This window comes from Pseudomonas sp. B21-053, assembly GCF_026016365.1.
GTDB classification, from domain to species: Bacteria; Pseudomonadota; Gammaproteobacteria; order Pseudomonadales; family Pseudomonadaceae; genus Aquipseudomonas; species Aquipseudomonas nunensis.
On the sequence record NZ_CP087205.1, the window covers coordinates 3,395,702 to 3,422,041 of the forward strand.

The following is a 26,340-nucleotide window of genomic DNA, read 5'->3' on the forward strand; positions in this document are numbered from 1 at the left end:
AAGCAGGCTAACGATAAGATCAAAAGATCGCAGCCTTCGGCAGCTCCTACTTTGGAATGCGTGCCCCGTAGGAGCTGCCGAAGGCTGCGATCTTTTGATCTTCAGGCAATAAAAAGCCCCGTCACCAGGACAGGGCTTTTCATTTTCAACCGCTATTTAGAACACAACACCCTGGCTACGCAGGTAATCGTCATAGGTGCCGCTGAAGTCGATCACGCCGCTAGGGCTGAGCTCGATAATGCGGGTGGCCAGCGACGATACGAACTCACGGTCATGGCTGACGAAGATCAGCGTGCCCGGATAGTTCTCCAGCGCCAGGTTCAGCGCCTCGATGGATTCCATGTCCAAGTGGTTGGTCGGTTCGTCCATGATCAGCACGTTCGGCTTTTGCAGGATCAGCTTGCCGAACAGCATGCGACCTTGCTCACCACCGGAAATGACCTTGACCGACTTGAGGATCTCGTCGTTGGAGAACAGCATCCGGCCGAGGGTGCCGCGAACGATCTGCTCGCCGCCCTGGGTCCATTGGCCCATCCAGTCGAACAGGTTGCAGTCGTCTTCGAAATCGTGCGCGTGGTCCTGGGCGTAGTAGCCCAGTTCCGCGGCGTCGGTCCACTTCACGGTACCGGCATCCGGGGTCAGTTCGTTGACCAGGGTACGCAGCAGGGTGGTTTTACCGATACCGTTCGGGCCGATGATCGCCACGCGCTCGCCGGCTTCAACCTGGAAGCTGAAGTCCTTGAACAGGGTTTTGCCGTCGAAGCCTTTCGCCATGCGCTCGACGATGACCGCCTGACGGTGCAGCTTCTTGGTTTGTTCGAAACGGATGAACGGGCTCACACGGCTCGAAGGCTTGACCTCGGCCAGCTGGATCTTGTCGATCGCCTTGGCGCGGGACGTGGCCTGCTTGGCTTTCGAGGCGTTGGCCGAGAAGCGGCTGACGAACGATTGCAGTTCGGAAATCTGGGCTTTCTTCTTGGCGTTGTCCGACAGCAGTTGCTCGCGGGACTGGGTCGCCACGGTCATGTACTCGTCGTAGTTGCCCGGGAACAGGCGCAGCTCGCCGTAATCCAGGTCAGCCATGTGGGTGCACACGCTGTTCAGGAAGTGACGGTCGTGAGAGATGATGATCATCAGGCTGGAGCGCTGGGTCAGAATGTTTTCCAGCCAGCGGATGGTGTTGATGTCCAAGTGGTTGGTCGGTTCGTCGAGCAACAGCACTTCAGGATCGGAGAACAGCGCCTGAGCCAGCAACACGCGCAGTTTCCAGCCTGGGGAAACCTCGCTCATCGGGCCAAAGTGCTGCTCGATGCCGATACCCAGGCCCAGCAACAGTTCGCCGGCACGGGATTCGGCGGTGTAGCCGTCCATTTCAGCGAACTCGGTTTCCAGCTCGGCCACGGCCATGCCGTCTTCTTCGGTCATTTCCGGCAGCGAGTAGATGCGATCGCGCTCGGCCTTGACCTTCCACAGCTCTTCGTGACCCATGATCACGGTGTCGATCACGGTGAATTCTTCGTAAGCGAACTGGTCCTGGCGCAATTTACCCAGACGCACGTTCGGCTCAAGCATGACCTGGCCGCCGGATGGCTCAAGGTCGCCGCCGAGGATTTTCATGAAGGTCGACTTGCCGCAACCGTTGGCGCCGATCAGGCCATAGCGGTTGCCCGCGCCGAATTTGACCGAAACGTTTTCGAATAGCGGCTTGGCGCCGAACTGCATCGTGATGTTAGCTGTAGAGATCAAAGGTTTTTCCTGCGAAGCATTCAGAGTAGCTAAAGGTGCGGCAGTACCGATTCAGTACCTGGTTCCGGTATTCAAACCACGGGAAATGCATCCCGGTCAGAAGCGGAAGGTCCATCTGGCAATAAGTGGACAGCAGCAATGGAGCGCTTGGCCCGAGTCGAAGTGCGCTGAGGCGGGGTTCATTCCCGTCATCAACCAAGGGGGGCGCGTAATGTTTGGCGGCGATTGTACTGGTCTGGCTCTTTAAACGATAGGGCGTTGAGCCTGCGCGGGCACTTTGGCAGCATCAGCGGACACATTTTCACAGTTCTTAGCTAACTATTTGTTACAAACCGTGGCTAAAATGCCATCTATTCACCCAATGCCGCTGTTGGCATGAGCTCAAGGACGTGCCACCGGGACCGCTGTTTCGTATTCAGATACTGCGCCAGACCGCTTGGCCGGCTGCGCAGTTTGTTCACTCCTGACGTGTGACGATTGCCGTGAAACTCATCATTGCCGCTATTTATGTTATCTCGATCGCGTACGTTCACCTGCGCGGACGCGTGCGCCACAAATTGGGCCGTCAACTGAGCGATCACTCGACGTTTCTGGCGCCGATCAATTGCTTCCTTTATCTGTTCTCCAAACTCCCGAGCAAGCCTTACCTCAACCCGGCTGACTTCCCGGACTTGAGCCCGTTGCAGGCTCACTGGGAAGAAATCCGCGCCGAAGGGCAGAACCTGCTCCGGGCCGGGGAGATCAAGCGCTCGAACCAATACGACGACGTGGGTTTCAACTCGTTCTTCAAGAGCGGCTGGAAGCGTTTCTACCTGAAGTGGTACGGCGACAGTCATCCTTCTGCCGAGAAACTCTGCCCGCGCACCACCGAACTGGTGCAAAGCATCGGCTCGATCAAGGCCGCGATGTTTGCCGAACTGCCACCGGGTTCCAAACTGGTGCGCCACCGCGACCCGTATGCCGGTTCCTACCGTTATCACTTGGGCCTGGAAACACCCAACGATGCCGGTTGCTACATCAACGTCGACGGTGAGAACTACCACTGGCGCGACGGCGAAGCGGTGATGTTCGATGAAACGTTCATTCACTACGCGGAAAACACCACTGATCAGAACCGCATCATTCTGTTTTGCGATGTCGAGCGCCCGATGAAGTATCGCTGGGCGGCGGCGTTCAATGCCTGGTTCAGCCGTAATGTCATGTCGGCGGCGGGCGCACCGAATGATGCGGGCGACAAGACGGGCGGCATCAATCGCCTGTTCGCCAAAATCTACAAGGTTCGGCTGCGCGGCAAGGAGCTGAAGAAGCGTAACCGTGCCCGGTACTACTTTGAGAAGTGGGCGATTTTTGGTGGGTTGTTGGCGGTTTTCGTATTGATCTGAGTTTTTGCGCGAAGCCGTAGGGCCCCCTTCGCGAGCAGGCTCGCTCCCACATTTGGAATGCATTCCCCTGTGGGAGCGAGCCTGCTCGCGAAGACGTCGGTACATTCAACACAACACTTAAGGCTTCTTGGCCCCCAACTGCTTCCACATCTTCGCCGTAATCTTCTGCCGATTCGCATATCCCGCCCACGGATCCTCTTTCAATCCCTCCAGCCGCTCCAGCAAATTAGCCACCGTCCATTCCTGCGAACCGTGCAGCGCCGTCAGCTCATCCCGCGCAATTGGCACCGACACCGGTAACCCCGGGCGTGCCCGCACCGAATACGCCGACACCGTACTGGCCCCACGGGTGTTGCGCAGGTAATCGACGAAAATCTTGCCGACCCGGTTTTTCGGGCCCATGGTCGCGCTGATCCGCTCCGGCAGTTGTTGCGCCATAAACTGCGCGATGGCTTTGGCGAACGCCTTGACCGTGTCCCAGTCATCCTTGCGCGCGAGCGGCACGATGATGTGCATGCCTTTGCCACCGCTGGTTTTCAAAAACGCCTCCAGGCCTATTTCATCCAGCACTGACAGGGTCAATTGCGTGGCCTCAACCATGCTTTTCCATGGGAGCGCCGGATCCGGGTCGAGGTCGAGGACGAACAGGTCCGGGGTTTCAATCTTGTCCGTGGTCGCGCCCCAGGTATGCAGCTCGATGGTGCCCATTTGCGCCGCGCCGATCAGTGCCTGCACGGAGTCGATTTCCATCAGGCGCGCGTGGCCAAGGTCGATGTTCGGGTCCAGATGTTTGATGTTGGGGATCGCCAGGCGCTCGGCGTGTTTCTGGAAGAACTGTTCGCCTTCGACGCCTTCCGGTGCCCTTAACAGTGAAACCGGCCGGTCGCGCAGGAACGGCAGTATCCATTGGCTGATGCTTTCGTAGAACTGCACCAGTTCAAGTTTCTGCGTGCCGCTGTCCTTGTCGATGACACGCTCGGGGTGCGTAATCTTGACCCCGGCGACGCTGCTGTCCTTGCTGCTGGTTTTCTTCTCGGTCACGGGTTTGCTCGCCTTGGGGGACTGCGGCTGTTCACGCACAATCTCCGTCGCCGGTTTGTCGGTGCGCATGGCAATAAACGCCGCTTGCCGGACCACGCCTTCGCGGGTCCACTCGGCAAACTCGGCTTCGCACACCAGCGTCGGCTCGACCCAGTGCACTCCCCGGGCCTGAGCAGCGGTTAACGGTTTGTCGAGCGGTGAGGTCTTGCGCTCGATCTTCTGCAACTGTCCATGAAACAGCTTGAGGTTGGCCTGATTGAACCCGGTGCCAACGCGCCCGGCATAGAGCAGCCCCTTATCGTCGTAAACCCCCAGCAGCAGGGCGCCGAAACCGCTGCGCGAACCTTGTGGCGCGGTATAACCGATGATCACGAATTCCTGACGCAAGCGGCATTTGAGCTTGATCCAGTCCGGGCTGCGGCGTGACACGTAAGGGCTGCCAGCGCGTTTGCCGATGACGCCTTCCAGCGACAAGGCACAGGCACTCTCGACGATGTCTTGATGTTTGGCGGTAAAAGCCTCGGAGAAGCGCAGGATTTGCCGGGACTTGCGCCCCAGGGCTTTTTTCAGCGCCGCACGCCGGTCTTCTACCGGCATCTCACGCTGATCGACGCCATGCAGGAACGGCGCGTCGAACAGGAAATAAATGATGTCCACGGAGCGGCCGATCTCGAACGCGTTCTGCAATCCCTGGAAGTCCGGGAAGCCTTTGTCGTTGAGCACCACCACTTCGCCATCGAGCCAACTGCCGTCGAGTTTCATCTCGGCCAGGGCCTTGGCCTGCAGGGGCAGTTTGGCCGTCCAGTCATGGCCATTGCGGGTCAGCAGACGCACTTCGCCGTTGTCGATCCGGGCGAGGATCCGGTAGCCGTCGAACTTGATTTCATAGCGCCAATCGCCGGCCGGGGCCTTGTCCATCAGCGTGGCCAGTTGCGGGCTGAATTGTTCGGGCAGGGCAGTTGGCTTGGGTTTGGCTGCTTTGGGCTTTTTGACGGATTTACTGCTGGCCTTCTTGGTTTTGTCGCCCACGGTCGCATCGCTCAAGACGCTTTTGGGCAACTCGGCGACCACGTCAAACTCGCTGATCGGCCGCGCTTGTTGATCCTTTTCCTTGATTAGCAGCCATTGTTCCTTGTCGCCACTGCCGCGCAGATGGGTGCGCACCAATGCCCAGTCGCCGGAGAGCTTTTCACCGATCAGGGTGAATTTCAGCTTGCCGGCCTTGTAGGTTTCCTGCGGGTCGCCAATCGGTTGCCAGACGCCGTGATCCCAGACAATCACATCCCCGGCGCCGTACTGACCCTCGGGGATACTGCCCTCGAAGGTGCCGTAACTGATCGGATGGTCCTCGACATGCACCGCCAGACGCTTTTGCGTCGGGTCGAGGCTCGGGCCTTTGGGCACGGCCCAGCTTTTCAGGGTGCCGTCGAGTTCCAGGCGAAAGTCGTAATGCAGGTTGCGCGCATCATGCTTCTGGATCACGAAACGCAAGGCCGAAGGCGATTTTTTGCCGCGCTTGGCCGGCGCTGTTTCAGGAGGCTCCGAAGTGATCTCGAAGTTGCGTTTGCGTGTGTATTCACTCACCGATTTAGCCATGGCGTACTACCTTGTGCGGCGATTTCTCGGGCGGTCAGCCACGAGAACTCTTCGTGGCCTTTTTCGCCGGCGCCGGTTCGGCGGCGGCTTTGCGCGGCTTGGCCGCCGGTTTGCTGGCTGCCTTGCCACCGAGGCTGCGTTTGAGCAGTTCGGTCAGATCAATGACATCCGCAGTTTTACGTTCCTCTTCGCCGGCGGTGCTCTCGACGTCCTCGATCTTGCCTTCATTGGCCTTTTTCTCCACCAGCGCCATGATCTTGTCTTCGAAACTGTCGCGGTAATCCTCGGGTTTCCAGTCGGCGCTCATGTCCTCGACCAGGCGCTTGGCCATGTCCAGTTCACCCTTGGCCAGCTCGGGTTTGGTCACTTCACTGCCCAATTCAAGTTCATCAAGGCTGCGCACTTCCGCCGGCCAGCGCAGCATCACCAAAACCATCGCTGATTCCAGCGGCATCAGCGCCGCCAGATGTTGCCGGGTATGCAGCACGACATGCGCGAGGGCGACCTTGTTGGTTTTGCTCAGGGTTTCACGCAGCAGCGCATAGACCTTGCCACCGCGTTTGTCCGGCGCCAAGTAATAGGGTGTGTCGATGTTTTGCAGCGGGATCTGCTCGCTGTCGACAAAGGCAAAGATGTCGATGGTCTGGGTCGACAACGGGTGCGCCGAACGAATTTCCTCTTCGCTGAGCACCACATAGCGGCCCTTTTCGTAGGCGACGCCTTTGACGATGTGTTCCTTGGTGACTTCCTTGCCGGTGACTTTGTTGACGCGTTTGTAGCCCACCGGGTCCATGCTGCGGCTGTCGAGCCAGTCGAAATCCACCCCATGAGATGAAGTCGCCGACACCAGTGCCACAGGGATGTGCACCAAGCCAAAACTGATTGCGCCTTTCCAGATTGCTCGGGCCATCTTCGTCTACTCGCAAGTGATGATCAGGTGACCCGTGGCCCGGCGCAAAAGTTTCAGCGGCTTTCGCCCAGGCCTGGCGGGGGGATAAGCGGTGCGGCAAACGGGTGTTACATCTGTGAAGGAGGTTTCAGTTAACAAATCCGAACGTCGGGCGTAGCGTGGCATCGAAGACTCTATTCCAGTATCCGTAGAGAGGCTCTCCATGAACAGATTTGTGTTCGGCTGCACCGTGCTGGCCTTGAGCGGTTTGCTCGGCCCGGTGGCCCTGGCCCAGAGCCCGACCGGCAGCAGCAATAACAATCCCTACAACAGCCCGATTCACCGGGCCAACCCCAACAGCATGCAAGGCACGCAACCGGCCACCCGGCAACCGACATTCGCCCCCGTGCCGCGTCCGCCGACCGTGGAAAACGGCGGTATTGGCAATCGCTATCCGCAAAACAAAGCGGCCCCCAGTACGCCACCGAAATTCATTCCCAATCCACCACCCCGGGACTCGGACAGCAGCAACCGTTGAACGGCAGAACTGAGGTTCTGTCAGCCATTCGAACCACAAAAGGAAGCGTGCATGTTGCGTAAAACCCTCCTGGCCACCTTCTGCGCCAGCGCACTGATCACCTCCGCCGCGCCTGTTTTCGCGGCGCCCACCCAGGAACTGAAAAGCGAACAAGGCACCCTCGAGGTCACGCCGATCACCAAAGGCCTGGAGCACCCGTGGGCCCTGGCGTTTCTGCCGGATCGCCAGGGCATGCTGGTGACCGAACGTCCCGGCAACCTTCGGGTGGTTACTGCCGATGGCAAACGCTCGGCGCCAATCAGCGGCGTGCCGAAGGTCTGGGCCAAGGGGCAGGGTGGTTTGCTCGACGTGGTGTTGTCGCCGGACTTCAAGCAGGACCGCATGGTCTATCTGTCTTACGCCGAAGGTGGCGGGGAAGGCGACAAGGCCGGCACCGCAGTGGGGCGCGGGCGTTTGTCCGATGACCTGACGACGCTCAAGGATTTCAAGGTGATCTTCCGCCAGGAGCCGAAGCTCTCGGTCGGTAACCACTTCGGTTCGCGGTTGGTGTTCGATCGTGACGGTTATCTGTTCATCTCTCTTGGCGAAAACAATGACCGCATGACCGCCCAGGACCTCGACAAGCTGCAAGGCAAAATCGTGCGGATTTACCCGGACGGCAAGGTGCCGGATGACAACCCCTTTGTCGGTCAGGCTGGTGTGCGTCCGGAAATCTGGTCCTACGGCCAGCGCAACCCCCAAGGTTTGGCGCTGAATCCGTGGAGCGGGACGATCTGGGAAAACGAGCACGGCCCCAAGGGCGGCGATGAGATCAACGTGATCGAACGCGGCAAGAATTATGGCTGGCCGCTGGCAACCAACGGCATCAACTATTCCGGCCAGCCGATCCCGGAAGCCACGGGCAAGACCGCCGAGGGCACTGTGCCGCCGCACCATGTCTGGGAAGTCTCACCGGCCATCAGCGGCATGGCGTTCTATGACGCCGATCGTTTCAAGCCTTGGCAGCACAACGTGTTTATCGGCGCACTGGGGAGTCAGGAACTGATCCGGTTGCAGTTTGACGGCGACAAAGTGGTGCATGAAGAGCGTTTGATGGGCGAGCTCAAAGCGCGGATCCGCGATGTGCGGCAGGGGCCAGATGGGTATTTGTATGTTTTGACGGATGAGGATGATGGCGCGATTTACAAAGTCGGGTTGAAGTGAAACCCATCCACCGCCTTCGCGAGCAAGCCCGCTCCCACACTTGGAATGCATTCCCCTGTGGGAGCGGGCTTGCTCGCGAAGCCGGCCTCAAAGCCAACACAACTCTAGGCTCCTTTCATCTACGAACATAGAGAATCACCGCCGCCCGCAATTTCCCCCGCCCAAAACTGCACATCTTTTCAAACTCCCCATGACTCACCGGCAAATGCTGGCAATCCATGGGCTGGCGATGCTGGCTGTGATCTACATCCGGGTCATGCAGGTAGACAAACTCTTCATCGCAATCCGTCACCATTACCCAGTGCGGCGCCTTGGAGCGAGTCAGGCGATAGCTGCTGATCAACACCAGCGGCTGACCACCCGCGTCGAGTAATCGAGGCAGATCGAGCGTCCCGCCAATCACCCGTTCCACATCGGTGTCCTGCAACTGCGCAGTGAACTCTTCGTGCACCAGGCGCATTACGTCCTTTTTATGCTCATCGCGCACGCCATCGAGAAACAACGGTCCGGCCATGCTCAGTTGCAATTGCACACGAAACCCGCGTCGCCACGCCGCCAGCGCCAGGCCCTGAGGGCTGCAACCACCGTGGCCCGAGGTCATGAACACCGTGGTCGCCTCACGCCAGATTTGCAGTTCTTCCCGACGTTCCAGCAACCGATCCCGCTGCAATGCCCCCATGGCCATCAGCAAACAGGCCGGGCCGCAGGTGAAGTCGGTGGTCTGGCGATACCAGGGCACCTGGATATTGCGCGAATCGCGGTGCTGCAGGATGCGTTTCTCCAGTCGCAACGCATCGGCGTGGTCCTGGTAATAGTCATGAATCAGCGCGAAACGCCGGTAACCATTGCGCTCATACAGAGCAATCGCCGCTGGATTGTCGATACGCACCTCAAGCCGCAAATAGGCGCAATCGTGCTCAAGCGCACAGGCTTCGATCCGCTCCAGCAGTTGCTTGCCCAAGCCATTGCCTCTGGCCTCGGAAGCGATGGCAATCGAATACAGCCGCGCCAGGGACGTGCCCCGGTGGAATAGCACCACGGCGTAGCCGACCAGTTGCTCCCCGTGCTGGGCAATCAGCAACTGCCCATGAGCGCGGGTGATCATCCATTGAAAACTGCGACTGGTGAGCCGGTCCGTGGTGAAGCATTGCTCTTCGAGTTGGAGCAACGCGGGTAAGTCTTCAACTACCGCCAAGCGAAAGACAGGATTCATATGACCGCCGTAAAAGTTGCGTAACGAAACGGGACTTTCGAAAAAGTTCGTGCTTAATAGGAAAGGTCTTGTTCTCCAACGGATCAATCACTATGTCAGCGGTACAAGGTCATTGGCGCGAAGTATCCGAGCAAACTTTGCCGGCGGCAACTTATTTAAATGATGCAGTCAGAACTTCAAGTCAGTTGATTATCATCGTAGAACGCAAGGAAGACTGGGCGTCGTATTTCCCCAGCGAGGACATCGTCACGGCCCAGGAATATCTGGAACAAACCCGCGACAACGAGCAGGGCAAACGGGTCCAGGTGATCAACCTGTGCCGAAGCTACAAGTACCTGGGGCACGGCTACTACTGCTCGCTGCTGGCCGAGGCCCGGGGACACAAGGTCATACCGTCGGTACGAACCATTAGCGAGCTGACGCGTAAATCCCTTTACGGGCTGGCCCTGGATGATCTGGACAAACCCCTGGAAAAAGCCCTCAGTAATCATCTTTACAGCGATACAGAGGGGTTCACGCTAACCCTGTATTTCGGTAAGACAAATATCGAACCTTTGCAGGATCTGGCGCGACAATTGTTTGAAGTGTTTCCGTGTCCGATATTGCTGGTTGAGTTTAGAAGAACTAACGGTTGGCACATCGAAGGTATAAAGTTCGGCGCGTTACATAAGTTGCGCGAAGATCAGGAAGACCAGTTCGCTAACTCCCTGGACAGTTTCAGTCGCAAGATCTGGCGTGTGCCGCGTTCCCGGCGTTTGGCCCGTTATGACCTGGCGATCCTGCATGACCCGCAGGAAGCGTTGCCGCCATCCAACGCCAAGGCCCTGGACAATTTCGTCCGGGTTGGCAAAACCCTGGGCATCGACGTCGAGCTGATCGAGCGCAAGGACTACGCGCGCATCGCCGAATACGACGGGCTGCTGATCCGCGAGACTACAAGTGTCGACAACCACACCTATCGCTTCGCCAAAAAAGCCGAAAGCGAAGGGCTGGTGGTGATGGACGACCCGACGTCGATCCTGCGCTGCACCAACAAGGTCTACCTGACTGACTTGCTGAAAAGCCATCAACTCGGCATGCCCGCCACTGAAATTCTCTACAAGGAACGACCGGAAGACTTCGAGCGGGTCGGCGAGCGCTTGGGCTTTCCGCTGGTGTTGAAGATCCCTGACGGCTGTTTCTCCCGAGGCGTGATCAAGGTCGAAAGCCAACAAGCCTTGCTTGAAGCCACCGCTGAACTGTTCGAGCATTCGGTGTTGTTGCTGGCGCAGGAATTCTTCTACACCGAGTACGACTGGCGCATCGGCGTGCTCAACCGCAAACCGATCTTCGCCTGCCAGTACTTCATGTCCAAGGGCCATTGGCAGATCTACAACCACAAGGCCAAGGGCCAAGACATCAACGGCGAATGCCGCACCTTGGCGGTCCACGAAGCGCCGCGCGCCGTGGTGGAGCTGGCGGTGAAGACTGCCAACCTGATCGGCGATGGCCTCTACGGCGTCGACCTCAAGCAATCCGGCGACAAAGTGGTGGTGATCGAGGTCAACGACAACCCGAACATGGACGCCGGCATCGAAGACGCCTATTTGCAGGACGATTTGTACTCGCTGGTGCTGGAAGAGTTCGTGCGCCGCCTGGAGCTTAAACGTCGCGGCCAGGCCTGGTGAGCGGCCGATGATCAAGAGTTTTCAACTGACCCACGGCGCCCTGCACACCGTCGAACGGCTGGACGCCGAGGTGATGCTGTTCAGCAACCCCGACGCCGCTGAACGCGATTTGCTGCACAGCCATTTCAAGCTCGATGAACACGCCCTGGCCTCGGCCCTGGACCCCGACGAGGTGTCGCGCATCGAGTTTCACCCCGACAACCTGTTCCTGATCTGGAAACGTCCGGAAAACTATTCCGGCGCTGGCAGCCTGGCTTTCGAGGTGTCGTCCTGCGGCTTGCTGTTCTCGCCGGGCCGCTTGCTGGTGATCGCCACCGACGATTCGCCGCTGCATGGCCTCGGCACCCGTCAGCGGCTCAATACGCCGCTGGATGTGTTGCTGGATCTGTTGTTCAACAACATCCATCACTACTTGGGCCACCTGAAGGTGATCAAACTGGTTGCCCGGGAGTTGCAGCAGAAATTCAACGCCTCAATGGAAAACCAGCACCTGATCCAGATGTTCAACCTCAGCGAGAGCCTGATTTATTACATCAACGCGATCCACAGCAACGGCGCCGTGCTGACCCGCCTGCGCAACCACGCGGAAAAGGAGCACTTCAGCGCCGAGGCCATCGGCCTGATCGACGACCTGATCATCGAAAACAACCAGTGCTACAAACAGGCGGAAATCTACTCCACGGTGTTCTCCGGGCTGATCGACGCCCGGGGCAACCTGATGAACAACAGCATGAACAACCTGCTGCGCAAACTGACGCTGATCAACGTGGTGTTTTTGCCGCTGAACCTGATTGCCAGCATTGGCGGCATGTCCGAGTTCAGCATGATGACGGCGGGGACACCGTGGTGGGTGTCCTATCCGCTGTTCCTGACGGCGATGATGCTTGGCGCCGGGGTGATGGTGTTGGGGCTCAGGCGCTTGGCCAGGTGATGGTGGCGCTCTTCAGGCCGCCATCGCGAGCAGGCTCGCTCCCACATTGGTTCTGTGGTGTTCACAAATCCCCTGTGGGAGCGAGCTTGCTCGCGATAGCGATCCCAACAACACCGCTAGTCCAGGATCAGACCTCTTGAGCTGACCTGACCGAATCTTTGCGATCCTGAACCCCCCGAACCACCAAATACAACAACGGCCCAATCGACACAAAAACAGCCGTCAGCAAAAGATAAGGCATCACCGACAACCCCGACCGACCACGCTGACGAGCATCCCGGTACATCCAAACCCCAGCCAGCGTCGCCAACAGATAAAGATCAATCACCACCTGCGCTGTATCCGGCCGCGACATCAGGCTGATCCCAAACTCGATCAACGACTGTTCCGCCTGCAACATCACCGAAACGGTGTAGCCGGCAAACGCGATCAGGGCAATCAGGGGCAGGGCGACAGACTTCATGGTTTCCTTCCTTGGGGACAATGAGCAGAATCGCCAGCCTACAGAGGCCCGACAAAATTGGCCATTGACTTGCCACCAATGCCCGGCTAATTTCCAGCCATGACTTCCACCGTATTGCGCTGCCAGCCAAGCATTATTACCGCCATTCCTTATTTGGCGGGCTAGCTCACGACTGCAGCACCCAACCCGCCCTAGAGGCGGGTTTTTACTTTCTGTCTCCTGGGTCTTGAACCGGAATACGCCCGGTGTAGGAGCTGCCGAAGGCTGCGATCTTTTGATCTTCAAAAAGCAAAAGATCGAAGCCTTCGGCAGCTCCTACGCCGGGCGTGTAGAACAGGAGAGATGAGTATGAACAGCGCCGACGCCCAACAGAGTTTGCTTGAGCACTACGTAAAAAAGATCCTCGCCGCACCAGTGTATGAACTGGCGGTGCGCACACCGCTGCAACCGGCGCCTGCATTGTCCGAGGCGTTGGGTAATCAGATCCTGCTCAAGCGCGAAGACCTGCAGCCGACCTTTTCCTTCAAGATCCGCGGCGCTTACAACAAACTGGTGCAGCTCAGCGCTGAGCAAAAGGGGCGCGGCGTGATCACTGCTTCAGCCGGCAATCATGCCCAAGGCGTGGCGCATGCGGCCCGTCAGTTGGGGATCGCCGCGACCATCGTCATGCCGTGCACTACGCCCGAGTTGAAGGTGTTGGGCGTGCGAAGTCGGGGCGCCGACGCAGTGCTGCATGGCGAGAGTTTTCCGTTCGCGCTGGAACACGCCCTGGACCTGGCCAAACAAACCGGTCGCACCTTTGTCTCGCCGTTCGACGACCCTGACGTGATCGCGGGGCAGGGCACCGTCGCCATGGAAATCCTGCGCCAGCATCAGGGCCCGCTGGACGCGATCTTCATTCCGGTCGGTGGCGGAGGCCTGATCGCCGGCATCGCTGCGTACGTTAAATACCTGCGGCCGGAGGTGCGCATCGTCGGCGTCGAGTCGGAACATTCCGCGTGCCTGGCGGCGGCGTTGCAGGCCGGTGAACGGGTGGTTTTGCCCAACGTCGGCACCTTCGCCGATGGCGTGGCGGTGGCGCAGATCGGCGCTTATGGCTTCGAGGTTTGCCGGTTTTGTGTCGACGAGGTGATCACCGTCAGCAACGACGAACTCTGCGCCGCGATCAAGAACATCTACGACGACACCCGCTCGATAACCGAGCCTTCCGGCGCATTGGCCGTGGCCGGGATCAAGAAGTACGTGGCTCAAACCGGCGCTCGCGGTCAGACCCTGGTGGCCATCGACTCGGGCGCGAATATCAATTTCGACAGCCTGCGCCATGTCGCCGAGCGCGCCGCTGCTTGTGGCGCGCCGGCGTGAACGCAGGTCAGGGCAACATCGGACGCAGGAACGTGCGCTCGTAGCTGACGATAAACTTCTTCTCGACCAGAGAGGCCACCAGCGCCGTACTTTCCGGGTCGGTCATGGCGATGTGGCGGTAGCTTTCGTAGTCCGCCAGCGACGGAAAACTGAACAGGCAGTAGGCGATATTGCTTGCGCCCTCGGATGGCAGGAAATACCCGTGATGCGTCCCGCCCAAACGCTCGACGATCCCGAGCCAGGCCTGGGCGTAGGATTCGAATTCACTGAGTTGGTAGGGGTCGATCACATATTTGACGTGGCAGGTAATCAAAAGGCAGCTCCCGTGTTTAATGCCAGACAATGAAGGATGGAATACCGCAATTCCCTTGTGGGAGCGAGCTTGCTCGCGATAGCGATCTGTCAGCCAACATCAATGTTGAATGTCAGTCCGTCATCGCGAGCAAGCTCGCTCCCACAGGGTTTTGTGCCTGAGCTGGCTGCGGTGGCTTATTCCTGAACAGCCTTCTCAACCTTGCTCGACGCCGACCAGATCCGATAACGCACCTCAACATCCTTGGGCACATACAACACGATCGGCAACTTGCTGTTATAGCGCAACATGAACCCGTCGCCGACCACCGGCACAAAGTCCTTTTTGGTCTTGCCATCCGGGCAAGCCATCATCGTGCTCATCGGGCCAATCACCTTTTCCAGGCGATAGAACGGATAACCCCAGCCCTCGAGATTCTTCTCTTCAAGTATCCCGCCCAAGCGCTGGCGATTGCAGTCTACGTTCAAGGTCTTGCCCGCCAGAACTTCGACCTGATAGCCATCTTCCTGGGGTTGCGGCGCCAGATGAATCACCTGGCGAGTGAAACCACTTTCGGCCTTGGGGAACGGCGCGACATCTTCAAGTTTTGCGGCATGTACGGCGCACGACAGCCCGGCAGTTATTAGCCCGACGGTAGTGATAAAGGTCAAAGAACCCATGATGCCTCCTTGCGTGTGAGTGGGGTCAGCGGATACTGAAATATTGGGTAGCATTTTTTACGTTCATTTCCGGTAAATGCAACCCCGCGCTGGATGCCTGCAATTTGCAGGGCTTCGACCGGTCTTTCTTGCAAATTGCATGAGGCATCTTGCCCGCAACTTCTGTAAACCTTTGATTTGCCGACGAGATGCAAAGCGGAATTACAGGCATGTTTTATGCTGTAGCTGTCTTTAGCTGGCCGGTGATTTTAATGAGCCAGCGGCGCTACGAGAGAACGGTCAAGTCTGGAGTATTCAGGCCCGCATGGACGACAAACGGGTCACTCCGAACAGACCGATATTTATGTTGATTGGCAGTCTCACATTAAGGAGAGGGTCGCCATGTTTCTATCTGCCTTGGAACTTCGCAATATCATTGAAAGCAGCTTCCTGCCGAAGCGCTGTCAATGCACGCTGTCGCCGGACCTGTCGATGACCATCAAAGTCTATGCCGACACGCAAACCGATCAGCTCGATCTGTTGGTGACCGGCATAAACGCCAAACGCTTGAATGGTTGTCGGGAAATCAACGACCTGATCGCCGAGCTTCGTTCAGACATGCAGCACAGGGCGCAAGTCCAGCCGTTGCATCTTGACCGAAAAGCGCTTTAGCCCGCTGTTTCAAGTTCCACCGACACGCGCCGGGTCTGGAAAAATCCCAGGCCCAGCGCCAGTTCGACCCCGACCGCCAGCAAAATCCCTGGCCCGGCATGACCATTCAGCCATTCGCCGAAGCCCAGTGCCGCCAGCCCCCAGCAGCCGACAATAAACCCGGTGCACAACGCACTGCGGGTTGAGGAGGGCGCTTCATTGCGAATCAGATAAAACATCACCCCCAGCGCTGCGAACAACACCGCGCTGCGCCGCGCGACCAATCCCGCCGCTGACGAATACTCAATACTCCAGATCGCCAGCAACCGATCCGGCATCAAACCCCACACTAACGCCAGTGCGAAACACAACGCGGCGGTGAACGTCGATAACGTACGAAACGATAACTGCATGGCGAATCCTTGCGGCAGTGAGGGAGGCGCCCAAAGCATAGCGCCACAACCCTCACACGCCTACCGCAAAACGCCGAATCAGAGCCTTCCGTCAGTTTTGATAACTGCAGGCGTCAGACAATTTCCGATAAGTGATTTCAGAAGGCTTGCCCGTGGCGCTGTCGATGTACTTCATGTCCGCCTTGACCACTTTGCAGTCCAGGGTCGACGGCTCGGTCAAGGCAATCACCTTGCCCACATTCAGCGGCATACCGTATTTGTACGGCACAGCCTGGGAAGTTGAAGTGTCAGCAGCCTGGGCCACACCGGCGAATGCGGTGCAGGCGACGGCGATGGTGATCAGCAACGTGCGTATGTTCATGGAAGTTCTCCGGTGCAGGCTTGAAGTCAGCTCGACGTGAAAGCGTCGAACCTGCCGCACTGGGCATCAGGAGAGCCTGAAGGCGTGCGGTCCCGTACAGGTTTGGACCGCGGGGTTAAGCGATGGTTAACGCGACTTGATGCCACCTGTCGTGAGGCGGTTTCTGACAGAGGTTTCATGTAGGACCGGTAAGTTAGTTATAAGAACGCCTCTCCAAGTGCACGACTTTAAAACCGCGCGTCTCGGGAAGCGTGTCAATGCCGACAGCCGTTTCAGCCTGGCCTTTGCCGGCCACGTAGTCATAGAGCAGTAACTTCGTCGGCACCTCATAGCCTTCGTTCGGCATGACCAGGCGCATTTGCTGCGGCCCCAGATAGAGCCAACGGGGCAGGGCCTTCTCGGCAAAATTGATTTGCTCGACGCTGTGCGTGATCGGGTTTTTGCGCAGCACGACGCCTTTCATATAGGGCGAGCCGTATTCGAGGGCGAACATCAGGGTTGAGGACACGCACTTTGCCAGGACGATGCGGCCGATGAAGTCCTCTTGGGGCATATCGGTGAAGGCGATGTGGGTGTTGCCGTCGAGTTTTATGAAAAGACGATGGCCGTCTTCGGCGGGCTCGGCCAGCAGCGATACCTTGGAGTGGCCGGCTAAAGGGCAGGTGAGGATTGTCTTGAGTGGTTGCGCATAGGCCGGGGTGGTTAGCAGCACTGCGAAGAGGTATGGCCAGGGTGATTTCATTGTGGGTGAGTCCATTCTGTTGTGGGGTCCTACAGCGCTACCCGGTCGGGGTGAAAAATCCTAAGAAAGCTTCGTACCGTTCCTACAGGCTTGGGCGTGTTGTCGACTTTCGCCGGCAGGCCTGCAGCGTTTACTGTTTGGCCTCGCTGCAAAATCAGCGAACAGGTTTGGTCACCTGAGAACAGTGCACACATGTGTGCCATGATTCGCCTTGCGGACATCTATGTCCTTAAGACGCATTGTTGTGGCGGCTGTGTGCAGGACGCCTTCGGGCGAGCTGAGTTTCTGTTCTCGGTTGACCAAGCCTGTGCACAGTCCGCCTCCCATCGTTTGGTCACGGTGCTGGCGGTTACCTCAAAACAGATGAGTAATCACTATGCCAACGTTAAATCCTGTTCCCGGTCGTTATCGTTCAATCAAAAGCAACGTTACCGACACAAACCCCATGGTCATCGACACCGAGGCCAATCCCCAAGACATTCTCGAAGCCGCTCTACAGCGCATCCGTGCCTCCAGCAACTTGCTCGAAACGCTCCATTGCCAGTGCTTCAAGAACGGTGATGTCCAGGACATTCCGCACATCACCCACGCGCTGTATCTGCTGACGCAAGACGGCTGCGACCTATTGCAGGTCGCGCAACAGCAGATGTTGGGTTGGACAGCGCCGGCCTGACGCCTGCTGATACACACCTGCCTCCTATGAGGCAGGTTTTAAAGCGGCAGAGGCGGGCACCCGGCTCAAGAACAGTTCCAAACCTTGCTGATACTGTTCCGCATCCATGACATCGCTGTGCCTGGGGATGTGATAGGCCTTGTCCTTGCGATCCAGCTCGGCGCAGGCCACCGAGTAAAAGTCAGGCGTTTCCTTGAAACGCACGATCTTCCCCCAGGCCAACCCGCCTTTCGCGCCCTTGGTATTAATCAGAGTGAAGCCCTCGTCGTCGAATTGCAGACGATAAGCGCCTTCAGCCGCCTTGAGGGGAATGCGCAGTTTCATTTCGATCAGACGCTGATTCGTACGGCGAAATGGCGCGCGCGGCTTCGCACGATTGTCGGCGATACGGTTGCGTAAATGGCTTAGCAGGCGAGCGGTGAAGCACCACCAGAACACCACGAAGATCACCCCAAACAGAGCCATGGAGATGAGTTTCTGGGGACTTGACTCGCGCGCAGGAAAATAGATCGCCAGCATGCCGCCAGCCAAGCCCAGGATAAACAACAGTGGCGCGAGCAAACGGTCTTGAACACGTGCCACATGGCCCAACAGCCGGGCCTGCAGTTGATCATCCTTGAGCATTGCTTGCTCAAGCTGTTCGTTGACTCTGAGCTGTGTGTGCTCGGGAGTAATGGTGAATTGCAATTCCATGGCGTTGAAAATTCTCTTCATTCGATGTTGTTGAGCTTAACGGGCTCTACTTCCAGCAGCTTCGGCAGCGTCCTAGTAGGCTTCTTAGGCTTCTGCATCTATATATCGATTGTTTCTTATTGCCTAGCCAAGATAGTACTGAACGCCCGATTCTCCTGCTTGCGCCGCAGACTCCCACAAAGGTAGTTCTAAGTTGATTGGAATTGCCTATAGAATGTAATTTCTTGCGCCTTCGCGGGTTTTTCAGCTAGAGCAGGCTTTGCGTTAATTCGGAAATACATTTCTGCAAGTGCGAGAAATACAAATATACATTTTGTTAGCATTCTTTATCTAGAGTTTGTCAGGGAAAAATGACAGTGGTGGGTGCGACACTTTCCATTCTTGAGAAAGTTTTTTTGCTTTTTCTATTTGTTCAACTGTCATCTGTGCAGAAATGTCAGGTAGTGCGAAGTTTACATAGTCCGGCATTCCACCTCCGCCATCTAACTCTAGTAATAAATGGAGTAAAGCATAGGATCTTACGGGGTCGTAAGGAAAGCCAAACTCCGAATGTTCCTCTCCTAGGTACGATCCATATCCAAACACTGCGGTTGCATAGCCAGTTTCTGCGGCCTTCTCGTTCCAGAGTCTGAATCCTTGCAGGTCTTTTTTCTCCGCCAGGATCGCACCATACTCCAACATACCTTGAGGGTAACCGCCTTCAGCTGCAGCCTTCATTAAGTGCTCGACGGCCTCCGCACGGCTAGAAGGCAGCAAAAAAAAGCCGTGTCCTCCACGGTAACGAATCCCTAAAAAATATTGCGCAAATGCGAATCCTTTTTCAGCAGATTTTTCTAACCATTTATCATCGCCAGTAACTCTATACATCAAATACATCGCTTCTGCGTTTCCTTTCGCTGCTTCTAAACTAGCAGTGTCTAAGGCCATCTTTCCCCACGCTTCGGGCTCCTTTCTGCCTTTTGGACAGTTCCCCATGGCGACACAAAGATCATTTTTATCCCCCGCAAGCCTTATCATTGAGTATATGTTGCCTTGGAGGGCTGATGCTTCGTAAGCGCCAAGCGCTTCGGCAGTCATATATTTCTTGTTTTTACGAATGGCTTCAGCGAGATAATATTGGGCGTCGGGATCGCCAGCGTCTGCAGCAATTTTAAGTAGTGGCGTTGCGGAAATCGCTTTAAATTGATTGTAAAGTACGATGCCTTGAGATTTTGCGGTCTGTTGCTCAATAGTAAGATCAGCACCAAAACCTGAAAGAGGGGCGAGCATCAGGAGGGCAATAATAAAATACGCTCTCAAAGTACTAGTTCTCATAGCTTGTCAGGGAAAAATGACAACGGCGGGCGATTCGCTTTCCATTCCATTAGCATCTTTTTTGACTTCTCAATCTGTTCTGGAGTCATTTTGGCGACAATTACAGGAAGGTCAGCCTGTGCAAACTCTTTCATGCCGCCCCCACCATCTAGTTCAAGTACCCAGGAGATAGAGGCATAAGCCGTGACTAAATCTTCCTTGAAGCCGTACTCCGGTGATTGCCCTGCTAAATAGGATCCATAGCCATAAACAGCGCTGACATATCCTGTCATCGCAGCTTTTTCGTTCCAGTGCCTGAATTGTTCCCAGTCCTTTTTCCGACCCTGAATTGCCGCATATGCCAGCATACCCTGCGGGTTGCCGCCCTCGGCGGATGCCTTCATCCAGCGTTCGACGACATCAGCTCGTTTTGAAGGTGTCAGGAAGAAACCTTTGCCGTCACGATATTCTGCCGCTAGATAATATTGTGATAATGCAAAACCACCTTCTGCTGACTTTTCAAACCATTTATCATCGCCGGTGATCCGGTACATCAAATACATCGCCTCGCTATCACCCTTTTCAGCTTCTTTTGTTGCCGCCTCCAATGCGCTTTTCGACCACTCGCTGGGTGATTTTTTCTCAGCTGGACAGTTGCTCATTGCTGCGCAAAGATCGTTGTCTCGCTGAGAGAGCCTTATCATTGCATATATATCTCCTTGGAGAGCTGACGCTTCATATGCAGTTTGAGCTTCAAGTGTCATGTGTTTGTTGTTTTTTCGTAAAGCTTCGCCGAGATAGTATTGAGCTTCATGATCCCCACTGTCAGCAGCTATTTCCAGATACGGTACTGCCGAGATGGCTTTGAATTGATTATAAAGTCTGACGCCTTGCATTTTTGCGGTCTGTTGTTCAACAGTAAGCTCAGCACCAAAACCTGAAAGGGGAGCGATTATGAGGAACATGAGCAAAAAATAAATTCTCATAGTGTCAGTTTTTCATAGCTTATCAGGGAAGAAAGAAAGTGGCGGATGGCTAGATTTCCAACCCTCTGAAAAGCGTTTGGCTTCGTTTATTTGCTCAGGTGACATTTTTTTTGCAATATTCGGTAGCACATCCTCTACATCTCGTCGTACATTACCACCCCCGTCAAGTTCGAAAAGGAGAGAAAGTAGGGCATAAGATTTAACAAGGTCAGGTTTGAATCCGTAGTTGGATGGATTTTCTCTTAAGTAAGAGCCATAACCAAATACTCCCTCTACATACCCTGAAGCAGCTGCTTTTTCGTTCCAGTTTCGGAAGCTTTCAAGATCCTTTTTTTCTATTGAAACTGCAGCGAGCCCCATCATGCCAGGAGGATAGCCACCCTCTGCAGAAGCTTTCATCCAGCGTTCGACGACATCAGCTCGTTTTGAAGGTGTCAGGAAGAAACCTTTGCCCTCACGATATTCTGCCGCTAGATAATATTGTGATAATGCAAAACCACCTTCTGCTGACTTTTCAAGCCATTTATCATCGCCGGTGATCCGGTACATCAAATACATCGCCTCGCTATCACCCTTTTCAGCTTCTTTAGTTGCCGTCTCCAATGCGCTTTTCGACCACTCGCTGGGTGATTTTTTCTCAGCTGGACAGTTGCTCATTGCTGCGCAAAGATCGTTGTCTCGCTGAGAGAGCCTTATCATTGCATATATATCTCCTTGGAGAGCTGACGCTTCATATGCAGTTTGAGCTTCAAGTGTCATGTGTTTGTTGTTTTTTCGTAAAGCTTCGCCGAGATAGTATTGAGCTTCATGATCCCCACTGTCAGCAGCTATTTCCAGATACGGTACTGCCGAGATGGCTTTGAATTGATTGTATAGCGTCAGTCCTTGGGTTTTCGAGCGCTGTGGCTCAATGGGGGACTGCGCATATACATTAAATGAAAGCAGTAAAGTAATAGAAAAGGCTAACCCTTTTTTCATCGCGTACTTAGCGGCTTAGTTTGAATGGGAAAAAGGAGAGCGGTGGGTGTGTTTTTTTCCAATTGACAGCAAACTTATCTGCCTCATCCAGTTCAGCTTGATTCATCTTCTCTTTGATTTTGGATATGACGTATTCGGCATCATCTTTAGCACCGCCACCACCGTCGAGCTCGAGAAAAAGCGACAGCAGGGCATATGACTTCACAAAGTCTACGGGAAATCCGAATTCGGTATTTTTTCCCGCTAAATAGTATCCGTAGTTAAAAATGGCCTCTACATATCCCGTGGCAGCAGCACGTTTTGTCCATTCTCTAGCGCCTTCTGGGTCCTTTTTTTCTAGCAAGACCGCTGCCAGTCCACTCATGCCCCTAGGATAACCACCCTCCGCGGACGCCTTCATCCAGCGTTCTACCGCATCCATCCGATTTGAAGGCAACAGAAAAAATCCGCCACCTTCACGATATTCAGTTGCCAATAAATACTGCGAGAGAGAGAACCCGTTTTCTGCTGACTGCTCTAGCCATTTTTTATCGCCGGTAATCTCGTACAATAGATACATTGACTCGGCGTTACCTTGTGCCGCTTCTGCAGTTGCTAATGCTTTTGCACTAGCAAGCCATTCCTTCGGCGCCTTTTGGCTTTTTGGGCAATTATTCATGGTTGCACAGAGATCACTCTCCATTTGGCCAAGTCTAATCATTGAATAAATGCTGCCCTGTTTGGCTGCGTCTTCGTAGGCTTCTTTCGCTTCTGCGTCTATATATCGTTTATTTTTTCTTATTGCCTCGCCAAGATAGTACTGAGCTTCACTGTCGCCGGCCTTGGCGGCGACTTGTAGAAAGGGAAGCGCAGAAATCGCTTTAAATTGATTGTAAAGCTCAATGCCTTTTTCTTTGGCGGCTGATTGCTCTGCAGTAATGGATGCTCTGGTTTCAAAGCATGAAAATAGGAGTGCAAAGCAAATAACATAACGGTTAAAGATTTTCAGATTATTCATTGCGAGTGCTCTCAGGTGCCAACATATTTTATTGAGCTTGTAGGGAAGTAGCTGTTCTGATGAATTACTACCTTGCAGGTGTCTTTCATCCGTGCGCCTAGTAGCTCCACAACATCTTTGTAACGTTCTCTCGCCAATTCCCCTCGAGACTCAGTCATTTTCAGCACCGGAACTGCCATGAAGGTGTCTAGTTTGTATCGGTTTTCACAGTACTTTTGCCCTGCGTCTGCGGGCTTTACTCCGAATTTGTTCATGCTGCTGCATGCTGTCTCGAACTGTTCTTGGGCTTGCGGCAAAACATTTTTCTCCTTGGCGCTGTTACATATCCAAGATAGAACTCTCTCAATGGCTCGTTGCTGAAGTGCGTGGGACATATCTCTTGTGTATGTACGTTTGTTGTTATCTGCCTCGCCTTCTTTTGCTAGCGTGTTGACAGAGAATTCTTCAGGGGCGCAAATAAGGGTCATGAGAATTGGGCCTAATGCGGCAGGCGTCGCTTCAACAAACCATTTCTTGAGCTCATCCTGATTTTGATATTCAAGTATGGTGTCAGCAATAACCCCACCTTTGCCACTACTCATCATGGCTTCGTAGAGATTCATAATGGCATTTAATCCCATCAAATAGATCATGCCGACATCAAGCCCTATCGCGCCCAATGCATTCAGATTGGAAGCCTGCTCAGCCGCCTCCGGCGTAATCCAACTAATCGAAGCACCTTTAGCCTTATACAACTCACGACGATAAATATTGATAAGTTCGACTACTGCCTCATAGCCCACTTCAAATTTGAAGCTGCCACTTGCGCCCGGTCCAAGAACAACAGTTGCTTTAAGATTCAGGATGAATTTTCCCTTGTCCAGCGAAACTCCAGCATTACCCTGCAAGCCCGCACCATAGGCTGCGCCTAACGAGCCACTAAGGTTGGCAAGCGTCAGCCATTGGCTGGCGCTTGTGGCCTCTTTGCTGTTGTTAACGCCGGTTGAAGGAGCGGAACGCAACGCAGCCAGCGCTTTCGGCGGAGCCCAATTCAGAGCCCCTGTCAGTTCGATGCCTGCCTGTACGCCTGCGAACAAATTGAAATTGGCCTTCATGCCATTTTCAATTTGCACATTGGCGGCTCTGCCGGACAGGACTTGGCCACTTGATTTGGTGTCGACAACTGTCGGAGCTTTTGATTGGTACACAAGGTCTGGGGTAGGGCTGGTATCACCGCTGGCGGTTTTGGCGGCGATCGTGTCTTCGTGGGTCTTGCGCTCTGCCTTGGCTTCGGCATCTTCGCGTTGTGCCTTTTTGACCGGGCTAAGTGTCGCGCCATATTTGGCGTTGCCGTTTATGGGAGACAGCTCAATGCTGCCGGCGAGCATCAGCGATGCGCCGGCGTATCCCCATGCACGGGCACCGAAGTGGAAGGACATGCGGCCGAGGTTCAAGGTTTGTAGTTGAGGATTGCCTTCAAGGTAGTAATCGACAGTTACGTCCTTGGCGCTTTCGCGCGTCGGCATGTCGACTTTGAGCAGTTCGACTTCACCTCGCGCATAATCAAAGCTCAGCGATGCGCTGGCGGATGTCTTGAAACCTTCAGCGGCAGAGAATGAGGGGCCTTCCATCTTCCCTTCGCCATGCAGCTTTTTCTGTGGCGGCGCCAGGCAGCGGACGAATTGCGCTTGCGGGCTCTTGTCAAAAAGCCGCACTTCACCACGAACACTCTTTTTGAAGACTACCTGCTTGAGATGCTCGCCCCATTCTTTGCGTGCGCCGGCATCCTCAAGCTGAGTCACTTTATGGCCATTGCTTTGCAGGTAGCTATAGAACTTGTCGATATTGAACCAGCCATTAGTATCAAACCAATCGCCGACCTGATCTCCAATTCTCAGTGCGCCTTGGCTTTCCAACCATTGGCCAAACACCTTCTGTGCGCTGTTTTTAGTTGCGCCACCGTCTCCATTCGCTGGAATGCCGTCGAGAATTTTGCTTATGCTCTTGCCGGCTTTTTTCAAGTCTTCCTCAAGCAGTTTTGGCGCACCTTTGAGGGTCAGTAAACTGAACCATTTCAATGGCGCGCCACCTGCACCGAGCGTGCTGACTTCCCTTAGCGGAAAACCCTCCTTCACAAGGCGATCAATTGGTTGAGGCTCAAACTGCTCTGGTTCCCAAAGCAAGTGACGCCGAATCTCGTCAGCGGCGACTTTTTGCTTGGCCTTTTCATATAGCCCTTGCTTCACAACTTGTAGCCGGTCCCATTCGGTGCGTTCGGATTCAACCAGACCGGCAGGTGCCTGGGCGTTTTGACCCGTAGCTTCGATCCAGTTTTTGTACTTTGTACGAAGACGCTCGTTGATTTCCGACTGTTGCTTTTCTGTATCGAGGTACAACTTGAACTGCTCGATACCTGACGTGATGTCACTGCCACTGATGAGTGCGTGCTCAGGCAGCGCAATTCCGTATTCGGCTACTTTGATAATCGCGTCAGTGTATTCGTGGTAGGCAAACGACTTGGCTTCGCCTTGCTTCCATGCCACATAGGCGTAGGTATCACCTTCACAGGTGTAAAGACACTTCTGCAGTTCATCGCGCTTTTTCTTGTCGGTATCCAGGAGCTTGGCAATATCTTCCAGCGCCTGTGGCTTGATGCCGCCCTCGCTGATTAACGCCTTGCGTTTTTCCAGATAGTTTTGGACGCGGGCACGGGCTTCGATTGCCTCGGGCGCGAACAGCGTACCGTTCTCGTAGGTATGCCCCTTCTTCACCGCAGCGGCAATCGCAGTTTTTTTGAGGGCCAACCACTCGCGGCGTAACTTATGCAGTTCGCTGTAATCGTTACGGATGCGGTTTTGCGTGTCGGCATCTGCCTGAAGTTGATCTATCCGTGAGCGCTGGGTATCGGCTGGCGGCGCTCCTGCCGCGGGAACATCCTTTTCTTTCGCGCGTTTTACTTCCTGACGGCTGCGCAGGACCATCCCCGGGTCCATTTCGATATTTGGCTCCTGGGCTTCAATCTCCTCCATTCGTTGGCGCTCATCGCCTGCGAGGAAATTACTTAGTTTTGGCTCAAGGAAGTAATTCAGTAATCCGCTGTCGTCCAACCCTTTCAAGCGCTCATCGCGGGATTTACTCGGTGCGATCTGATTCTCGAGTGCGTGCATTGCCTCCTTCATCGAGGAAGCCGCCCGCTCGGGCAGTAACCAAAACTCTTGTTCGTCGGTTGCATAAATGGCGGTGCCAAATGTGCTGGAACAAGGCTTTGGTTGATCTTTGAAGCTGGGGGCACACGTTTCTGTAAAGTCTTTTTTTGGGGCCCAAGTCGATAGGCTTTGTGGCTGGAGTGCTTGGGGTTTCAGTCTTTTGAGTCGGTTGAGCAGGCTCCACAGGCGCAGCGGCTGGTTGCGCAGCGACTTCAGTCTGAGCGCTTTTGGGGACGCTAAGATTCCAACCCGGTTTAATCTCATCCGGGTTGGCAATAAAAGGATTCATCTGGCGCAACTGGGCAACCGTAGTGTTGTAGCGAACTGCGATCTCACTGAGGGTTTCATCAAGAACGACTGAATGATTGATAGTTTCCATGGTGCTT

Annotated in this window: 24 protein-coding genes and 1 pseudogene; 8 read left to right on the forward strand and 17 right to left on the reverse strand. The window is 55.2% G+C overall.

The window, feature by feature from the left end:
• Nucleotides 1-156: 156 nt before the first annotated feature.
• Nucleotides 157-1,746 carry an ABC-F family ATPase gene (locus LOY68_RS15615; protein WP_080943075.1) on the reverse strand — a complete coding sequence of 530 codons (1,590 nt, stop codon included), beginning with the start codon at nt 1,744-1,746 and terminating at the stop codon, nt 157-159.
• Between the two features lie 482 nt (nt 1,747-2,228).
• Between LOY68_RS15615 and lpxO the strand changes: the two genes are divergently transcribed.
• Entirely contained in the window at nt 2,229-3,128 is a 900-nt protein-coding gene (lpxO, locus tag LOY68_RS15620) for a lipid A hydroxylase LpxO (protein WP_163910023.1), read from the forward strand.
• Between the two features lie 117 nt (nt 3,129-3,245).
• Here the strand turns inward: lpxO and ligD are convergent, their stop codons facing one another.
• Nucleotides 3,246-5,765: a DNA ligase D gene (ligD, locus tag LOY68_RS15625; RefSeq protein WP_265045648.1), complete on the reverse strand. Its 2,520-nt coding sequence runs from the start codon at nt 5,763-5,765 to the stop codon at nt 3,246-3,248.
• 34 nt (nt 5,766-5,799) lie between these two features.
• Nucleotides 5,800-6,675: a Ku protein gene (locus LOY68_RS15630; RefSeq protein ID WP_265045649.1), complete on the reverse strand. Its 876-nt coding sequence runs from the start codon at nt 6,673-6,675 to the stop codon at nt 5,800-5,802.
• A gap of 202 nt (nt 6,676-6,877) precedes the next feature.
• Between LOY68_RS15630 and LOY68_RS15635 the strand changes: the two genes are divergently transcribed.
• Both LOY68_RS15635 and LOY68_RS15640 read left to right on the forward strand, forming a co-directional pair.
• Nucleotides 6,878-7,192, forward strand: coding sequence for a hypothetical protein (locus LOY68_RS15635; RefSeq protein WP_265045650.1), 315 nt, complete (start codon nt 6,878-6,880; stop codon nt 7,190-7,192).
• A 51-nt stretch (nt 7,193-7,243) separates the two neighbouring features.
• A complete protein-coding gene (locus tag LOY68_RS15640; RefSeq protein ID WP_265045651.1) occupies nt 7,244-8,395 on the forward strand; it encodes a PQQ-dependent sugar dehydrogenase in 1,152 nt (383 codons plus the stop codon).
• Between the two features lie 115 nt (nt 8,396-8,510).
• Here the strand turns inward: LOY68_RS15640 and rimI are convergent, their stop codons facing one another.
• Nucleotides 8,511-9,608 (reverse strand): ribosomal protein S18-alanine N-acetyltransferase, encoded by a 1,098-nt coding sequence (gene rimI / locus LOY68_RS15645; protein ID WP_265045652.1) that lies wholly within the window; start codon nt 9,606-9,608, stop codon nt 8,511-8,513.
• 92 nt (nt 9,609-9,700) lie between these two features.
• Here rimI and LOY68_RS15650 point away from each other — a divergent pair, with 92 nt between their 5' ends.
• The gene (locus LOY68_RS15650) at nt 9,701-11,275 is read left to right on the forward strand and encodes a RimK family protein (protein WP_054046262.1); all 1,575 of its coding nucleotides are present in this window, start codon (nt 9,701-9,703) and stop codon (nt 11,273-11,275) included.
• Nucleotides 11,276-11,282: 7 nt separating this feature from the next.
• Nucleotides 11,283-12,206 carry a magnesium transporter CorA family protein gene (locus LOY68_RS15655; protein ID WP_054046260.1) on the forward strand — a complete coding sequence of 308 codons (924 nt, stop codon included), beginning with the start codon at nt 11,283-11,285 and terminating at the stop codon, nt 12,204-12,206.
• A 127-nt stretch (nt 12,207-12,333) separates the two neighbouring features.
• Here LOY68_RS15655 and LOY68_RS15660 read toward each other — a convergent pair whose 3' ends face one another.
• Nucleotides 12,334-12,669, reverse strand: a complete 336-nt coding sequence (locus LOY68_RS15660; protein WP_265045653.1) for a DUF2834 domain-containing protein — start codon at nt 12,667-12,669, stop codon at nt 12,334-12,336.
• Nucleotides 12,670-13,011: 342 nt separating this feature from the next.
• Between LOY68_RS15660 and ilvA the strand changes: the two are divergent.
• A pseudogene (ilvA, locus tag LOY68_RS15665) lies at nt 13,012-14,007 on the forward strand (threonine ammonia-lyase, biosynthetic); the annotation flags it as partial.
• Nucleotides 14,008-14,038: 31 nt separating this feature from the next.
• Here ilvA and LOY68_RS15670 read toward each other — a convergent pair.
• Both LOY68_RS15670 and eco read right to left on the reverse strand, forming a co-directional pair.
• Nucleotides 14,039-14,344: an NIPSNAP family protein gene (locus tag LOY68_RS15670; RefSeq protein WP_265045654.1), complete on the reverse strand. Its 306-nt coding sequence runs from the start codon at nt 14,342-14,344 to the stop codon at nt 14,039-14,041.
• A gap of 176 nt (nt 14,345-14,520) precedes the next feature.
• Entirely contained in the window at nt 14,521-15,003 is a 483-nt protein-coding gene (gene eco, locus LOY68_RS15675) for a serine protease inhibitor ecotin (RefSeq protein ID WP_163910033.1), read from the reverse strand.
• 381 nt (nt 15,004-15,384) lie between these two features.
• Between eco and LOY68_RS15680 the strand changes: the two genes are divergently transcribed.
• A complete protein-coding gene (locus LOY68_RS15680; RefSeq protein ID WP_054046253.1) occupies nt 15,385-15,654 on the forward strand; it encodes a DUF1652 domain-containing protein in 270 nt (89 codons plus the stop codon).
• Here the strand turns inward: LOY68_RS15680 and LOY68_RS15685 are convergent.
• The 3 genes from LOY68_RS15685 to LOY68_RS15695 form a co-directional block, all read right to left on the reverse strand.
• Nucleotides 15,651-16,046 (reverse strand): hypothetical protein, encoded by a 396-nt coding sequence (locus LOY68_RS15685; RefSeq protein WP_265045655.1) that lies wholly within the window; start codon nt 16,044-16,046, stop codon nt 15,651-15,653. The genes LOY68_RS15680 and LOY68_RS15685 overlap by 4 nt on opposite strands.
• 91 nt (nt 16,047-16,137) lie before the next feature.
• On the reverse strand, nt 16,138-16,407 hold the full coding sequence (locus LOY68_RS15690; protein ID WP_265045656.1) for a DUF2790 domain-containing protein: 270 nt from the start codon (nt 16,405-16,407) through the stop codon (nt 16,138-16,140).
• A 193-nt stretch (nt 16,408-16,600) separates the two neighbouring features.
• Nucleotides 16,601-17,149: a hypothetical protein gene (locus tag LOY68_RS15695; RefSeq protein ID WP_265045657.1), complete on the reverse strand. Its 549-nt coding sequence runs from the start codon at nt 17,147-17,149 to the stop codon at nt 16,601-16,603.
• 376 nt (nt 17,150-17,525) lie between these two features.
• Between LOY68_RS15695 and LOY68_RS15700 the strand changes: the two genes are divergently transcribed.
• Nucleotides 17,526-17,822, forward strand: a complete 297-nt coding sequence (locus LOY68_RS15700) for a hypothetical protein (protein ID WP_082356617.1) — start codon at nt 17,526-17,528, stop codon at nt 17,820-17,822.
• Nucleotides 17,823-17,846: 24 nt separating this feature from the next.
• Here the strand turns inward: LOY68_RS15700 and LOY68_RS15705 are convergent, their stop codons facing one another.
• The 7 genes from LOY68_RS15705 to LOY68_RS15735 all read right to left on the reverse strand — a co-directional run bounded on the left by LOY68_RS15705 (nt 17,847) and on the right by LOY68_RS15735 (nt 26,333).
• On the reverse strand, nt 17,847-18,515 hold the full coding sequence (locus LOY68_RS15705) for a YcxB family protein (RefSeq protein WP_265045658.1): 669 nt from the start codon (nt 18,513-18,515) through the stop codon (nt 17,847-17,849).
• A 330-nt stretch (nt 18,516-18,845) separates the two neighbouring features.
• Complete coding sequence (locus tag LOY68_RS15710; RefSeq protein WP_265045659.1) at nt 18,846-19,829, reverse strand: tetratricopeptide repeat protein; 984 nt, start codon at nt 19,827-19,829, stop codon at nt 18,846-18,848.
• Nucleotides 19,826-20,794, reverse strand: a complete 969-nt coding sequence (locus LOY68_RS15715; protein WP_265045660.1) for a tetratricopeptide repeat protein — start codon at nt 20,792-20,794, stop codon at nt 19,826-19,828. Before LOY68_RS15715 ends, LOY68_RS15710 begins: the two co-directional genes overlap by 4 nt.
• A 12-nt stretch (nt 20,795-20,806) precedes the next feature.
• Nucleotides 20,807-21,772: a tetratricopeptide repeat protein gene (locus tag LOY68_RS15720; protein WP_265045661.1), complete on the reverse strand. Its 966-nt coding sequence runs from the start codon at nt 21,770-21,772 to the stop codon at nt 20,807-20,809.
• Nucleotides 21,773-21,779: 7 nt separating this feature from the next.
• Nucleotides 21,780-22,769 (reverse strand): tetratricopeptide repeat protein, encoded by a 990-nt coding sequence (locus tag LOY68_RS15725; RefSeq protein WP_265045662.1) that lies wholly within the window; start codon nt 22,767-22,769, stop codon nt 21,780-21,782.
• An 11-nt stretch (nt 22,770-22,780) separates the two neighbouring features.
• Nucleotides 22,781-25,915, reverse strand: a complete 3,135-nt coding sequence (locus LOY68_RS15730) for a peptidoglycan-binding protein LysM (RefSeq protein ID WP_265045663.1) — start codon at nt 25,913-25,915, stop codon at nt 22,781-22,783.
• Nucleotides 25,881-26,333, reverse strand: coding sequence for a LysM peptidoglycan-binding domain-containing protein (locus tag LOY68_RS15735; protein ID WP_265045664.1), 453 nt, complete (start codon nt 26,331-26,333; stop codon nt 25,881-25,883). Before LOY68_RS15735 ends, LOY68_RS15730 begins: the two co-directional genes overlap by 35 nt.
• Nucleotides 26,334-26,340 lie beyond the last annotated feature (7 nt).

Excerpts from the sequence above, each read along its gene's own strand:
- LOY68_RS15685 (WP_265045655.1), bottom strand. The coding sequence starts at position 16,046 with ATGCAGTTATCGTTTCGTACGTTATCGACGTTCACCGCCGCGTTGTGT.
- LOY68_RS15715 (WP_265045660.1), bottom strand. The coding sequence starts at position 20,794 with ATGAGAATTTATTTTTTGCTCATGTTCCTCATAATCGCTCCCCTTTCA.
- LOY68_RS15680 (WP_054046253.1), top strand. The coding sequence starts at position 15,385 with ATGTTTCTATCTGCCTTGGAACTTCGCAATATCATTGAAAGCAGCTTC.
- rimI (WP_265045652.1), bottom strand. The coding sequence starts at position 9,608 with ATGAATCCTGTCTTTCGCTTGGCGGTAGTTGAAGACTTACCCGCGTTG.
- LOY68_RS15710 (WP_265045659.1), bottom strand. The coding sequence starts at position 19,829 with ATGAGAACTAGTACTTTGAGAGCGTATTTTATTATTGCCCTCCTGATG.
- LOY68_RS15730 (WP_265045663.1), bottom strand. The coding sequence starts at position 25,915 with ATGCACGCACTCGAGAATCAGATCGCACCGAGTAAATCCCGCGATGAG.
- ligD (WP_265045648.1), bottom strand. The coding sequence starts at position 5,765 with ATGGCTAAATCGGTGAGTGAATACACACGCAAACGCAACTTCGAGATC.
- LOY68_RS15705 (WP_265045658.1), bottom strand. The coding sequence starts at position 18,515 with ATGGAATTGCAATTCACCATTACTCCCGAGCACACACAGCTCAGAGTC.
- LOY68_RS15690 (WP_265045656.1), bottom strand. The coding sequence starts at position 16,407 with ATGAACATACGCACGTTGCTGATCACCATCGCCGTCGCCTGCACCGCA.
- LOY68_RS15640 (WP_265045651.1), top strand. The coding sequence starts at position 7,244 with ATGTTGCGTAAAACCCTCCTGGCCACCTTCTGCGCCAGCGCACTGATC.
- LOY68_RS15635 (WP_265045650.1), top strand. The coding sequence starts at position 6,878 with ATGAACAGATTTGTGTTCGGCTGCACCGTGCTGGCCTTGAGCGGTTTG.
- LOY68_RS15630 (WP_265045649.1), bottom strand. The coding sequence starts at position 6,675 with ATGGCCCGAGCAATCTGGAAAGGCGCAATCAGTTTTGGCTTGGTGCAC.
- LOY68_RS15735 (WP_265045664.1), bottom strand. The coding sequence starts at position 26,333 with ATGGAAACTATCAATCATTCAGTCGTTCTTGATGAAACCCTCAGTGAG.
- LOY68_RS15695 (WP_265045657.1), bottom strand. The coding sequence starts at position 17,149 with ATGAAATCACCCTGGCCATACCTCTTCGCAGTGCTGCTAACCACCCCG.
- LOY68_RS15650 (WP_054046262.1), top strand. The coding sequence starts at position 9,701 with ATGTCAGCGGTACAAGGTCATTGGCGCGAAGTATCCGAGCAAACTTTG.
- LOY68_RS15700 (WP_082356617.1), top strand. The coding sequence starts at position 17,526 with ATGCCAACGTTAAATCCTGTTCCCGGTCGTTATCGTTCAATCAAAAGC.
- LOY68_RS15660 (WP_265045653.1), bottom strand. The coding sequence starts at position 12,669 with ATGAAGTCTGTCGCCCTGCCCCTGATTGCCCTGATCGCGTTTGCCGGC.
- LOY68_RS15720 (WP_265045661.1), bottom strand. The coding sequence starts at position 21,772 with ATGAAAAAAGGGTTAGCCTTTTCTATTACTTTACTGCTTTCATTTAAT.
- LOY68_RS15655 (WP_054046260.1), top strand. The coding sequence starts at position 11,283 with ATGATCAAGAGTTTTCAACTGACCCACGGCGCCCTGCACACCGTCGAA.
- LOY68_RS15725 (WP_265045662.1), bottom strand. The coding sequence starts at position 22,769 with ATGAATAATCTGAAAATCTTTAACCGTTATGTTATTTGCTTTGCACTC.
- eco (WP_163910033.1), bottom strand. The coding sequence starts at position 15,003 with ATGGGTTCTTTGACCTTTATCACTACCGTCGGGCTAATAACTGCCGGG.